We start from the raw sequence: 12,827 nt of genomic DNA, 5'->3' as shown, positions 1-12,827 counted from the left end.
CTCAATTCCCCTTGTTCAGGCTGGTGCCGTTGTCTTCGGCATCGTCGTCGGCAGCCGACAGCGGACGGGCCGGCGTGCGTTTCTGGCCAGGACCACCGTGGCTGACTTCCGCGCCTTCGTTGGTCTTCGGCCCTTTGCGCACCAGGCGCATCATGTAGCCGATACCGACACCGAACAGCGAGAAATACACCACGACAAACAGCGCCAGGGTGATGCTCATCTGCATCAGGCTATGCCCGGACGAAGCGTCCGCGGTGCGCATCAGCCCGTAGACCACCCACGGCTGACGGCCGATCTCGGTGGTGAACCAGCCGGCGAGGATCGCGATCAGCCCGGACGGGCCCATCCACAACGCCAGGTACAGGAACGCGCGGTTCTGGTAGATGCGGTCACGCTTGCGCAGCCACAGGCTCCACAGGCCGGTGAGGATCATCAGCATGCCCAGGCCGACCATGATCCGGAACGACCAGAACACAATGGTCGAATTCGGCCGGTCTTCCGGCGGGAATTCCTTGAGCGCCGGCACCTGCTTGTCCAGCGAGTGAGTGAGGATGATGCTGCCCAGATACGGGATCTCGACGGCGAACTTGGTCTTTTCTTCCTTCATGTCCGGCCAGCCGAACAGGATCAGCGGGGTCGGCTCGTTACCGACGTTTTCCCAGTGCCCTTCGATCGCAGCGATTTTCGCCGGCTGGTGCTTGAGGGTGTTGAGGCCGTGGAAGTCGCCGATCACGGCCTGGATCGGCGCGACGATCAGGGCCATCCACATCGCCATCGACAGCATGCGGCGGATTGCCGGGTTATCGCGGCCACGCAGCAGGTGCCAGGCGGCGGACGAACCGACGAAAAACGCAGTGGCGACAAAAGCGGCCGTGGCCATGTGCGCCAGGCGGTACGGGAACGACGGGTTGAACACCACCGCCAGCCAGTCCACCGGAATCACTCGGCCGTCGATGATTTCGTAGCCTTGCGGGGTCTGCATCCAGCTGTTGGACGAGAGAATCCAGAAGGTCGAGATCAGCGTACCGATGGCCACCATCACGGTGGCGAAGAAGTGCAGCTTGCGCCCGACCCGGTTCCAGCCGAACAGCATCACGCCGAGGAAGCCGGCTTCGAGGAAGAAGGCCGTGAGCACTTCATAGGTCAGCAGCGGCCCGGTAACGGAACCGGCAAAGTCGGAGAAGCGGCTCCAGTTGGTGCCGAACTGGTAGGCCATGACCAGGCCCGAGACCACCCCCATGCCGAAGTTGACGGCGAAGATCTTCGACCAGAAGTGGTACAGGTCACGGTAGGTATCGTCGCGGGTCTTGAGCCACAAACCTTCGAGCACCGCCAGGTAGCTCGCCAGACCAATGGTGATGGCGGGGAACAGGATGTGGAACGAGATGGTGAACGCGAACTGAATTCGGGCGAGATCTAGTGCCTCCAAACCGAACATAAGCTTTCCTCTGTCAGGTAATACCGGCTGCCGGCTGGAGGCCTGCACCCACTGCCCCCACGGATCTGGAGTGTGGCGAATTCGAATTCGTTCTTTTTAAACCCATCGCAACGCAGGGAGTCTGGCCATCTGGCCGCCAGACCTAACCTTGGAAAAGGTTTTGATCTGGATCAATCAACGCTGAAAGAGTAGTCCTATTTTCGCCATCGGTTTGTGTGGTCTTTTGTCGCGTGACAGGTTGCCTCACCACGTCAAGAACGGGCTTTCTCCGAAGTTTTGCTCTCCCTGTAGCCGCTGCCGAAGACTGCGATCGGTCGAGACGGTCATGGCGATTTCTGCGCCGTAGAAGGTCCTTCGGCCCTTATCGCAGCCTGCGGCAGCGGCTACAGGGATTGGGCTATTTCGAATAAACGGGATAGATGCGGGGCTAACGATTCTGCAACTATTGGTTACATCTTGGTGATAACCTCGCCCTACTCCACGCTCAGACCTGCCTTTCAGATGCCCAGCCAAGACCCTCTGCTGCTTCGCCATCACCGTCCGTTCATTGCCTTCTGGCTGGCGCGGATCTTCACCGCCAGCGGCTTCCAGATGCTCACCGTGGCCATTGGCTGGAACCTCTACCAACTGACCGGCAACGTGCTCGACCTGGGCCTGGTCGGGCTGGTGGAGTTCGCGCCGCGGGTGCTGTTCATGCTGCACACCGGACATGTGGCCGACCGCTATGACCGGCGCAAGGTGGCGGCCATCTGCCAGTCGCTACAGGCGCTGATCGCCCTGTCCCTGGCCATCGGCAGCGCCACCCACCATGTCACCCGCGAGATGATCTTCATCCTCGCCTTCCTGCTGGGCGCCGCCCGTTCCTTCGAGATGCCGACCACCCAGGCGCTGCTGCCGAGCATCGTGCCCAGCGCGCTGTTCCCCCGCGCCGTGGCCGCCGCCCAGTCCGCCCAGCAATCGGCGACCATCGTCGCGCCGGCCCTCGGCGGGCTGCTCTACGCCTTTGGCAGCGTGTGGGTCTATGGCCCGACCGTGCTGCTGTATGTGATCGCCTGCTGCCTGATGCTCAACCTGCCCGCGCGGCAGACGCCGCTGAACAAGGGCAAGGCCACCCTGGACTCGCTGCTCGCCGGGGTGCGCTTCATTCGCAGCCGCCCGGATATCCTCGGGGCGATTTCCCTGGACCTGTTCGCCGTGTTGCTGGGCGGCGCCACCGCGCTGCTGCCGGTGTTCGCCAAGGACATCCTGCTCACCGGCGCCTGGGGCCTGGGCCTGCTGCGCTCGGCGCCGGCGGTGGGGGCCTTGCTGATGTCGCTGTGGCTGGCGCGCTTTGCCGTCGACCGCCATGTCGGGCGAGTGATGTTCACCGCGGTCGGTGTGTTCGGCGTTGCCACCATCGCCTTCGGCCTGTCGACCTCGTTCTGGTTCTCGCTTGCGGTGCTGGTGGTGCTGGGCGCGGCGGACATGATCAGCATGGTGATCCGCGCCTCCTTCGTACAGCTGGAAACCCCGGACGAAATGCGTGGCCGGGTCAGCGCCGTGAACGGCCTGTTCATCGGCGCCTCCAACCAGCTCGGCGAGTTCGAGTCCGGGCTCACCGCCCACTGGTTCGGCACCGTGCCGGCGGTGGTCCTCGGCGGAGTCGGCACCCTGCTGGTGACCGGGGTGTGGATAAAACTGTTCCCGACCCTGGCCCATCGCGATCGCATGCATGCGCCGGTGGAAGAAGAAGCCAAGGCCTGATTCGAGACAGGCAGGAAGCTCACAGGACGTCGCCGTTGATCGTCCGATTCACGCGCTGCAATACATATCCGATGGGAAGAGTGTAAGGTATCGCCTTACACTCGCCGCATGATCAAGTCCTTTCAGCACAAAGGCCTCAAGGCCTTCTATGAAACGGGATCGACTCGAGGGATCCGAGCCGATCATGCGAGGCGCCTGGCGCGCATGCTGCCTTTCATGGATCACGCGACAGAGCCTGACGACCTCGACCTCCCGGGATGGCGGTTGCATCCGCTCAAGGGCGAGCGTCGCGAATACTGGTCACTGACCGTATCGGGCAATTGGCGAGTGATTTTTCGTTTTACGGGTTCGGATATCGAGCTGGTCGACTATCTGGATTACCACTGAACAGGAGGCAGGATCATGCCCATGCACAACCCGCCACATCCCGGTGAAACACTGCGTGTGGACGTATTGCCCGAGTTGGGAATCAGCGTGACGGAACTGGCCAGGCATCTTGGCTATGCCCGCCCCCATCTCTCCAAGGTGCTGAACGGCCACGCGCCGATCCGGCCGGAACTGGCGGTAAGGCTGGAACGCGCCGGAATAGGTAAAGCCAAGGTCTGGCTGGCGGTACAGGCGGACTACGATATCTGGCAGACCGAACAAGCCTTGTTACCGCGCATCGAGCCCATTGCCGCTCATGTCTGCTGATCGCTAAACCAGCAACTCCCCCTCCACCACCGTCCGCCGGCCCCTGCCGCACAGTTGCTCCACCAGGGTCAGGGCGAAACTCAGGGCCGCCCCCGAGCCTTGCGCGGTGATGCAGTTGCCATCCACCACCACCGGCTGGTCGACGAAGTTGCAGCCCGACAGCTGATGGCTGGCGCTGGGCAGGCAGGTCATGCGCCGCTGGCGCAGCACCCCGTAACTCTGCAAGGCCAGGGCCGGTGCTTCGGCGATGCCGGCGAACAAGCGCCCGGCGGCGGCCTGGTCCTTGACCAATTGCATCAGCGGTTGATGGGCCGCCAGGTGCTGCGCGCCAACCGCGCCACCGGGCAGCACGATCAGGTCGAAGTTCTGGGCCAGCACATCCACCAGCATGCCGTCGGCGGTCATCCGGGTGCCGCGGGCGCAGGTGAGCATGCGCCGCCCTTCGATACTGGCCACCAGCACTTCGACTTGAGCGCGGCGCAGCACATCGATCAGGGTCACGCTTTGCAGGTCGTCGACACCCTCGGCGAGGGGAATCAGGGCTCTAAAGGTCATGGGCTGTGTCCGCGGTAGGGTCTTTAAAGCTTAGTCAGCTTTAAAGCCCTCCGCGTTCGGACGCTGCCGTTACTTGATGTAGATCTGCGCGCTCATGCTGTTGCCCGGCGCATTCAGCGAGGTGTTGCTGAAGGTGAAGGTGCCTTCCTGCTTGCCGGCCAGGTCGAAGGTATAGATGTAGCCGACGGTGATCCCGGAGTTGCCACACGGCACCAGGCTCGAGCCTTCTTCGCAGACCGCCGCGCGCGTGCCGTTGACCTCGAAGCCATCCAGCGCCACGCGGGGCTGGCGGCCGTAGCCGATTTCCAGCACGTACACCTTGATGTTCGGCCCCTGGTGATCGCAGGCGGTCTTGTCGCGCCCGTCCGACACATCCTCCAGGCCGCAGGACGACGACTCGACCTTGAGGATTTCCACCTGGCTCAAGGGCGGTGCGGAACGGGCCATGGCCGGCGCCGTCCCCAACCACAGGCTGCTGGCCACTACCGCCAAGGTCATCGCTTTTATCGTGCTGTGCATAAGTCCCCCCAAAACGTCGGCGCAGTATGCCCCAGTCGCCACTCGGGCAAAACATCGCCGACGATCGCAGCCATAGCCTTACGCTGCTGGTATGATGCGCGGCTTTTTCCGACCCGCACAAAATCCCCGGACGCTTTTTTATGGTCTGTGCTTTGCTGTCTGGGTCGATACATTCACGGCGCCCAGCGCGCCACGGGGAGCAGACATGCTGGAAAGGCTGTTTCAACTCAAGGCACACAACACCAACGTGCGGACCGAGATTCTTGCGGGCGTTACGACCTTCCTGGCCATGGCCTACATTCTCTTCGTCAACCCGAGCATCCTCGGCGAGACCGGCATGGACAAGGGTGCGGTGTTCGTCGCCACCTGCCTGGCCGCCGCCATCGGCTCGACCGTGATGGGCCTGATCGCCAACTACCCGATCGCCCTGGCTCCGGGCATGGGCCTGAACGCCTTCTTCACCTACACCGTGGTCCTGCACATGGGCCATACCTGGCAAGTGGCGCTGGGCGCGGTGTTCATTTCGGCGGTGCTGTTCTTCCTGCTGTCGATCTTCAAGATCCGCGAATGGATCATCAACAGCATCCCGTTGCCGCTGCGCTCGGCGATCGCCGCCGGTATCGGCCTGTTCCTGGCGCTGATCGCCCTGCACAACGCCGGCATCGTGGTCGGCAACCCGGCGACCATGGTCGGCCTCGGTGATCTGAAGCAACCGGCACCGATCCTCGCGACCCTGGGCTTCGCCCTGATCGTCGCCCTGGAAGCCCTGAAGGTCCGCGGCGCGGTACTGATCGGCATCCTGTCGGTGACCATCGTCTCCATCGCCCTGGGCTTCACCCCGTTTGGCGGCGTGACCTCGATGCCGCCTTCGCTGGCCCCGACCTTCCTGCAACTGGACATCAAGGGCGCGCTGGACATCGGCCTGGTCAGCGTGATCTTCGCCTTCCTGTTCGTCGACCTGTTCGACAACTCCGGCACCCTGATCGGCGTCGCCAAGCGCGCCGGCCTGATGGGCAAGGACGGCCACATGCCGAAAATGGGCCGGGCCCTGATCGCCGACAGCACCGCGGCCATGGCCGGTTCCCTGCTGGGCACCTCGACCACCACCAGCTACATCGAGTCCGCAGCCGGCGTCAGCGCCGGTGGCCGCACCGGCCTGACCGCCATCGTCGTAGCGATCCTGTTCCTCCTGGCACTGTTCTTCTCGCCACTGGCGGCCAGCGTCCCGGCCTTCGCCACCGCGCCTGCGCTGCTGTTCGTCGCGGTGCTGATGACTTCGGGCCTGGCGGAAATAGACTGGGACGACATCACCGTCGCCGCGCCGGTGGTGGTCACCGCCTTGGCCATGCCATTCACCTACTCCATCGCCAACGGCATCGCCTTCGGCTTCATTGCCTGGACCGCGATCAAACTGCTGTCGGGCCGCGCCCGTGAGCTGAACGCGCCGCTGGTGATCCTGTCGGTACTGTTTGTGATCAAGTTGGGTTGGTTCAACGCATGACTTTCGATTCCCAGGCTTACGCCACCCAGCTCGCCGACAAGGTCGCGCGCCTGCGTGAACTGCTGGCGCCGTTCGATGCCCCCGAGCCCCAGGTCTTCGACTCGCCGCTGCAGAACTTTCGCCTGCGCGCGGAGTTTCGCCTGTGGCGCGAAGCCGGCGAGCGTCATTACGCGATGTTTTCCCAGGAAGACAAACGCACGCCGATCCTGATCGAGGAATTCCCGATCGCCAGCCAGCGCATCAATCAGCTGATGCCGCAACTCAAGGCCGCCTGGCAAGCCAGCAGCGCCTTGAGCCACAAGCTGTTCCAGGTCGAGTTCCTCACCACCCTGGCCGGCGACGCGATGATCACCCTGTGTTATCACCGCCCGCTGGACGAACACTGGCACGCCGCGGCGAACAAGCTGGCGACCGAGCTGAACGTCAGCGTCATCGGCCGCTCCAAGGGCAAGCGCGAAGTGATCGGCCACGATTACGTGGTGGAAAAACTCGAAGTCGGCGGGCGCACCTTCAGTTACCGCCAACCGGAAGGCGCCTTCACCCAGCCCAACGGCACGGTCAACCAGAAGATGCTCAACTGGGCCTACGACGCCCTGGGCGATCGCCCGGACGACCTGCTGGAGCTGTACTGCGGCAACGGCAACTTCACCCTGCCCCTGGCCACCCGGGTGCGCAAGGTGCTGGCCACCGAGATCAGCAAGACCTCGGTCAACGCGGCCCTGAGCAACCTCGGCGAAAACGCGGTGGAGAACGTCACCCTGGTGCGCCTGTCCGCCGAAGAGCTGACCGAGGCGCTGAACGAAGTGCGTCCGTTCCGCCGCCTGCAAGGCGTGGACCTGAAGAGCTACGAATTCGGCAGCGTGTTCGTCGACCCGCCGCGCGCCGGCATGGACCCGGACACCTGCGAGCTGACCCGGCGCTTCGACAACATCCTGTACATCTCGTGCAACCCGGAGACGCTGGCGGCCAACATCGCCCAGTTGCACGACACCCACCGCATCACCCGCTGCGCGATGTTCGACCAGTTCCCGTGGACCCACCACATGGAATCCGGGGTCTTGCTGACCCGGCGTTGATAGCCTGTCGCGGACCACAAAAAAGCCGTCCCTGCGACGGCTTTTTTGTGGCCACTGCCTAGCATGCCAACGCCTGCGCCTTTCTTATTGATGAACCGTCGCCTGGGGTGATTGAGATCGGTTCCGCAAGCTCCGGCACCCCTGGCCAGGTGGCAAGCCCTTCTTGCAGTACCGGCTTTTATTGCTGGCAGTGGCATGAAAATGTTCGATCAGCGAACACTTAATGACAGGACCCGCCGTCCCCCATCCAGCCGCAATTGACCAAATTAACTAGTTAGTACAATTTAGCGACAGCCGCTGGCCGCTCAAGCCGCGCCCACAATAACAACGGAGAATTCCCCTCATGCGCCCTATCGTTCTGGTGCTCAACGGCCCGAACCTGAACCTGCTTGGCACCCGCGAACCCGCTACTTACGGTCACGAGACCCTGGCCGACATTTCCGCCCTGTGCGGGCGTGCCGCCGAGGAGTTCGGCCTGACCGTGGAGTTTCGCCAGACCAACCACGAAGGCGAACTGCTGGACTGGATTCACGGCGCCCGTGGCCGTTGCGCCGGGATCGTGATCAACCCGGCGGCCTGGACCCACACCTCGGTGGCGATCCGCGACGCCCTGGTGGCCAGTGAGCTGCCGGTGATCGAAGTGCACCTGTCGAACGTCCACGCCCGCGAACCGTTTCGCCATCACTCCTTTGTCTCGGGCATCGCCCTGGCGGTAATGTGCGGCTTCGGCAGCCATGGCTATCGCCTGGCACTGGCGCATTTCAGCCAGCGTTTTCAAGGAGCCCAGGCATGACCCAACAGAACACAGTACTGGCCGGACTGATCGGCGCCGGCATCCAGGCCTCGCGCACCCCGGCACTGCATGAACACGAAGGCGACGCCCAGGGCGTGCGCTACCTGTACCGACTGATCGACCTGGACCAGCTGCAACTCGACAGCAACGCCCTGCCCGACCTGCTGCTGGCCGCCGAGCGCATGAACTTCACCGGGTTGAACATCACCTTTCCCTGCAAGCAGAGCATCATCCCGCTGCTCGATGAGCTGTCGCCGGAAGCCCGCGGCATCGGCGCGGTGAACACCGTGGTGCTCAAGGACGGCAAGCGCGTCGGCCACAACACCGATTGCCTGGGTTTTGCCGAAGGTTTCCGCCGCGGCTTGCAGGGCGTGGCCCTGGAGCGTGTGGTGCAGATGGGCGCCGGCGGCGCCGGTGCGGCGGTGGCCCATGCGCTGCTCAGCGAAGGCGTGCAGCAACTGAGCATCTTCGATGTGGAAAGCGCCCGCGCCCAGAGCCTGGCGGACAACCTCAACCAGCATTTCGGCCCCGGCCGGGCCAAGGCCGGCGTCGACCTGCCCACCACCCTGGCCGCCGCCGACGGCCTGGTGAACACCACGCCGATGGGCATGGCCAAGCTGCCGGGCATGCCGGTGCCGGTCGAGTTGCTGCGCCCTGGGTTGTGGGTCGCGGAGATCGTCTACTTTCCCCTGGAAACCGAACTGCTGCGCAACGCCCGCGCCCTCGGTTGCCGCACCCTGGACGGCGGCAACATGGCGGTGTTTCAGGCGGTGAAGGCGTTCGAGCTGTTCAGCGGCATAACGCCAAATGCCCAGCGCATGCTCGCGCATTTCCAGAGCATGAATGGCTGACAATGCATGAGCGGCTCAGGGCGGGGCTGTGGTCGGCTCCGCTCTCGACCGATGCCTGCCGCACGGTCAGGCACCTCGTTGCACTCCTCCCCTTGCGACTACGCACGTTCCTGACGACCGGCTGGCCGCAGCCGGCCGTGCATCACGCCGTGCGCCAGCAACCCCGCCAGCAAGCCCCAGAACGCGCCGCCCAAACCGAACAAGGTGATATTGGCAGCGGTCGCCAGGAAGGTGATCAAGGCGGTTTCCCGGCCACTCGGCTCGACCAGCGCGGTGGCGAGGCTGCCGCCGATCGCACCCAACAGGGCCAGGCCCGCCAGGGTGGTGATAAAGGTCGCCGGCAGGACCACGAACAGCGCCGCCAGGGTGCTGCCGAAAATCCCCACCAGCAGATAGAACACCCCACAAGCGAGCCCGGCCAGATAACGCTTGGCGGGCTCCTCATGCGCCTCCTTGCCCGTACAGATGGCGGCGGTAATCGCAGCGACATTGAATGCATGGGAACCGAACGGCGCCATCAACAAGGAGCCCAGCCCCGTCGTCGTGAGAATCGGATTGGCGCTGGTCTTGAACCCATCGTTGCGCAGCACCAGCATGCCGGGCATGTACTGGCCGGTCAGGGTGATCAGGAACAACGGCAGGGCCACGCTCAGCAGCGCATTCAGCGAGAACACCGGCAAGGTCAGCACCGGCAGGGCCGGCTTGAGTTCAAGGCTGGCGAAACTGACCTGCCCCAACCCGAGCAACAGCACGATGCCGATCAGCAATACCCCGACAATCGCATAACGCGCGGTAAAGCGGCGTAGCAGCACATAGCTGAGCAGCAGCGCGCCCACCAGCAGCGGATCGACCCCGGCCCCGTCGAAAGCGCCGATCCCGAAGCGCAGCAAAATGCCCGCCAGCAGACCCGCTGCGATTCCCGGCGGGATCAGCTTCACCACCCGCTCGAAATAGCCCGATATCCCCAGCACGACGAAGCCGACAGCCGACAACATGAAGGCGCCGATCATTTCCGGGTAAGGCGTGCTCGGCAGTACCGCGATCAGGAAGGCCGCGCCCGGTGTCGACCAGGCGGTAATGATCGGCTCGCGGTAGCGATAGCTCAGCCAGGCGCCGGTCAGGCCGACGCCGATCGAAATCGACCAGATCCACGAAGCGGTCTGCTCGGGGCTCAGCCCCGCTGCCTTGGCTCCCTGGAAAACCAGAATGAAGGTGCCCCCGTAATTGACGATGACCGAAATCAACGCGGCAACGCTCGGATGCAGCAGGTCAGCGATTCTGATGCTGGCGGTTTTCATCGGAGGAACCCTCTGGATGTGTTGGCGAGGCGAGGGAGTATCGGCAGGTAATGGTCTATATAAAATATCCACTTTCCATCAATATCCCAGACCACTTTTCCAGCTTGTCGCGCAGTCCGACGACCCACAGGCCCCCGATGAAAACCCGTAAAACCGCCTATCCCATCTGGAACCGTCTGCAACTGGCCAAGGACGGCCACTTGTCCTTGCGCGAGCAATTGCTGCTGTTCCTGCGCAAAGGCATCGCCGATGGCAGCGTCAAGGCCGGCATCCGCCTGCCAGCCTCACGTGTGTTGGCGGCCCAGCTGGGGCTGTCCCGCATGACCGTGACCGAGGCCTATGGGCAGTTGATCGCCGAGGGGTTCCTCGAGGCCCGGACAGGTTCGGGCACCTTTGTCATGGCCCGCATCGCCGAACCAACGGCCTCGCCGCCCGCCCGGACAGAGGCCGTCATCGGCTCCACCCGGGCCCGGGCGTTGACGGGGAACGACTCGATGTCCATGGTCCCCGCCGCCTGGCCGCTGACTCCGGGCCTGCCGGCGCTGGACGCCTTTCCCTATGCCCTGTGGGGGCGCCTGGAAGGTCGGTTCTGGCGACGCCGGCCACTTCCCGACCTGTCCTACGGCGACCCACAGGGTTTCCTGCCATTACGCGAAGCCCTGGCGGCTTACCTGGGCGCGGCACGCGGGGTGGTCTGCCAGGCCCCTCACATCGTGATTACCCCCGGCGCCCAAGCGGCGGTGTCGATTGCGACACTGGCGCTCACCGACCAGGGGGATCGCGTCTGGGTCGAGAACCCCGGCTACGATGCAGCCTACCGCAGCGTGTTGCTGGCTGGCGTGCAGGCGGTGGGCGTTCCCGTGGATAAAGAAGGGCTGGATGTGCAGGCCGGCCGCCGGCTCGCGCCAGACGCCAGGCTGGCGCTGGTATCGCCTTCGCACCAGTATCCCCTGGGGGTCGGCATGAGCCTGGCGCGACGCCTGGCCTTACTGCAATGGGCCCACGACGCCAATGCCTTCATCCTCGAAGACGATTACGACAGCGAGTTTCGCTACGGCAGCGCGCCAACACCGGCGCTCAAGGCCCTGGACGGCAATCAGGGGCGGGTGATCTATGTGGGGACCTTGAGCAAGTTGCTGGCGCCGGGTCTGCGCCTGGGGTTCCTGGTCGCCCCCGAGGCAGTGGTGGACCTGTTGCGCGACGTGCGCAATGGCAGCGGCCACCGCGTGCCTTTGTCGCTCCAGGCGACGGCGGCGGAGTTCATCGGCAATGGCCACCTCGGTAGCCATATCCGGCGTAGCCAGGCGGTTTATGCACAACGTCGCGCAGCCTTGCTGGCGGCCATTCACGACGCCGGCAGCGAGCGTATGACGGTAGCCAGCAGCGCTACCGGGTTGCATCTGCTCGCCGAACTGCCCGATGGGCTCGACGACCAGGCTATCGCTGCCGCCGCCCATGCCCGAAAAATCGGCGTCGCGCCGCTGTCAGGTTTTTTCGTTGGCGCCCAGGGTCAGCCACGTCCTGGCTTGTTGATGGGCTTTGGCAATACCCGGGCGGAGTCGATGCAGGATGCGGTTGCAACCCTGTGCCGTCTGATCGACCGGCAACGGGGTTCAACCCTCTAGGCGATCAGGCCTGCAAGTAACGCAGCACCGACTCGCAGATCATCTCGCGGTGACGCTGCTTGATCGCCTCGTCGGGCAGGTCGATCTGGAAGATCTCGCCGAAGGTGTGGCGGTTGGAGACGCGGTAGAAGCAGAACGAACTGATCAGCAAGTGCACATCCAGAGCGTCCAGGCCGGCGCGGAACACGCCCTCGTCGACCCCGCGCTGCAGGATCTCGCCCAGGGCATGGAGGATGGTGTTGTTCATCGCCTTGATCGCCTCGGAACGCTTCACGTACTCGGCGTTGTGGATGTTCTCGATGCTGACGATGCGCACGAAATCGACGTTGCGATCATGGTGATCGAAGGTGAACTCCACCAGCCGGCGAATCGCATCGCGCGGCGCCAGCTCCGCCAGGTGCAGGCGGCTCTCGGTGCTGCGGATATCGCCGTAGAGCTTCTCCAGCACCTCGACGTACAGCTGCTCCTTGCTGCCGAAGTAGTAATAGATCATGCGCTTGGAGGTGTGGATGCGCTCGGCGATGGCATCCACCCGAGCGCCGGACAGGCCCTGCTGCACAAACTCCACAATGGCTTCTTGCAGAATGTTCTCGCGGGTCTTTTCCGGGTTGTTCTTGCGACTCTTGCGCGGCTCGTTCACGGACTGCTCGGGCGCTACGGAGAGTTCTGTGGTCATTGTCATTCTGGGGCTCACGGCCATCGCTGCACACGCGGGCGATTATGGGCCGCGTCGCG

Annotated in this window: 13 protein-coding genes; 8 read left to right on the top strand and 5 right to left on the bottom strand. The window is 64.0% G+C overall.

The window, feature by feature from the left end; genetic code table 11:
- Nucleotide 1: 1 nt before the first annotated feature.
- Nucleotides 2-1,438 carry a cytochrome ubiquinol oxidase subunit I gene (locus DK261_RS15030; protein WP_009050974.1) on the bottom strand — a complete coding sequence of 479 codons (1,437 nt, stop codon included), beginning with the start codon at nt 1,436-1,438 and terminating at the stop codon, nt 2-4.
- 501 nt (nt 1,439-1,939) lie between these two features.
- Between DK261_RS15030 and DK261_RS15025 the strand changes: the two genes are divergently transcribed.
- The 3 genes from DK261_RS15025 (at nt 1,940) to DK261_RS15015 (ending at nt 3,874) form a co-directional block, all read left to right on the top strand.
- Nucleotides 1,940-3,181, top strand: a complete 1,242-nt coding sequence (locus tag DK261_RS15025) for an MFS transporter (protein ID WP_053269977.1) — start codon at nt 1,940-1,942, stop codon at nt 3,179-3,181.
- A gap of 108 nt (nt 3,182-3,289) precedes the next feature.
- Nucleotides 3,290-3,568: a type II toxin-antitoxin system RelE/ParE family toxin gene (locus DK261_RS15020; RefSeq protein WP_009050976.1), complete on the top strand. Its 279-nt coding sequence runs from the start codon at nt 3,290-3,292 to the stop codon at nt 3,566-3,568.
- Nucleotides 3,569-3,583: 15 nt separating this feature from the next.
- A complete protein-coding gene (locus DK261_RS15015; protein WP_009050977.1) occupies nt 3,584-3,874 on the top strand; it encodes a HigA family addiction module antitoxin in 291 nt (96 codons plus the stop codon).
- Between the two features lie 3 nt (nt 3,875-3,877).
- Here the strand turns inward: DK261_RS15015 and DK261_RS15010 are convergent, their stop codons facing one another.
- Both DK261_RS15010 and DK261_RS15005 read right to left on the bottom strand, forming a co-directional pair.
- On the bottom strand, nt 3,878-4,429 hold the full coding sequence (locus DK261_RS15010; RefSeq protein ID WP_009050978.1) for a DJ-1 family glyoxalase III: 552 nt from the start codon (nt 4,427-4,429) through the stop codon (nt 3,878-3,880).
- Nucleotides 4,430-4,498: 69 nt separating this feature from the next.
- The gene (locus tag DK261_RS15005; RefSeq protein WP_009050979.1) at nt 4,499-4,948 is read right to left on the bottom strand and encodes a DUF4879 domain-containing protein; all 450 of its coding nucleotides are present in this window, start codon (nt 4,946-4,948) and stop codon (nt 4,499-4,501) included.
- A gap of 205 nt (nt 4,949-5,153) precedes the next feature.
- Here DK261_RS15005 and DK261_RS15000 point away from each other — a divergent pair, with 205 nt between their 5' ends.
- The 4 genes from DK261_RS15000 (at nt 5,154) to DK261_RS14985 (ending at nt 9,169) form a co-directional block, all read left to right on the top strand.
- Nucleotides 5,154-6,449: an NCS2 family permease gene (locus DK261_RS15000; protein WP_009050980.1), complete on the top strand. Its 1,296-nt coding sequence runs from the start codon at nt 5,154-5,156 to the stop codon at nt 6,447-6,449.
- A complete protein-coding gene (gene trmA / locus DK261_RS14995; protein WP_103330743.1) occupies nt 6,446-7,525 on the top strand; it encodes a tRNA (uridine(54)-C5)-methyltransferase TrmA in 1,080 nt (359 codons plus the stop codon). The genes DK261_RS15000 and trmA overlap by 4 nt, the downstream gene beginning before the upstream one ends.
- Before the next feature lie 343 nt (nt 7,526-7,868).
- Entirely contained in the window at nt 7,869-8,318 is a 450-nt protein-coding gene (gene aroQ, locus DK261_RS14990; RefSeq protein ID WP_007928871.1) for a type II 3-dehydroquinate dehydratase, read from the top strand.
- Entirely contained in the window at nt 8,315-9,169 is an 855-nt protein-coding gene (locus tag DK261_RS14985) for a shikimate dehydrogenase (protein ID WP_053269979.1), read from the top strand. The genes aroQ and DK261_RS14985 overlap by 4 nt, the downstream gene beginning before the upstream one ends.
- A 98-nt stretch (nt 9,170-9,267) precedes the next feature.
- Here the strand turns inward: DK261_RS14985 and DK261_RS14980 are convergent, their stop codons facing one another.
- Nucleotides 9,268-10,467: a benzoate/H(+) symporter BenE family transporter gene (locus DK261_RS14980; RefSeq protein WP_081359685.1), complete on the bottom strand. Its 1,200-nt coding sequence runs from the start codon at nt 10,465-10,467 to the stop codon at nt 9,268-9,270.
- Between the two features lie 137 nt (nt 10,468-10,604).
- On the opposite strand from DK261_RS14980, the gene DK261_RS14975 reads away from it, so the two are divergent.
- Nucleotides 10,605-12,092 (top strand): PLP-dependent aminotransferase family protein, encoded by a 1,488-nt coding sequence (locus DK261_RS14975; protein ID WP_110175904.1) that lies wholly within the window; start codon nt 10,605-10,607, stop codon nt 12,090-12,092.
- Nucleotides 12,093-12,096: 4 nt separating this feature from the next.
- Here the strand turns inward: DK261_RS14975 and DK261_RS14970 are convergent, their stop codons facing one another.
- Nucleotides 12,097-12,774: a TetR/AcrR family transcriptional regulator gene (locus DK261_RS14970; protein WP_009050986.1), complete on the bottom strand. Its 678-nt coding sequence runs from the start codon at nt 12,772-12,774 to the stop codon at nt 12,097-12,099.
- Between the last annotated feature and the right edge of the window lie 53 nt (nt 12,775-12,827).

The sequence above is a fragment of the Pseudomonas sp. RW409 genome, from assembly GCF_003184125.1.
GTDB classification, from domain to species: Bacteria; Pseudomonadota; Gammaproteobacteria; order Pseudomonadales; family Pseudomonadaceae; genus Aquipseudomonas; species Aquipseudomonas chlororaphis_I.
The sequence above is the reverse complement of the archived record's forward strand: the minus strand, read 5'-3'. Positions and strand labels throughout refer to the sequence as shown.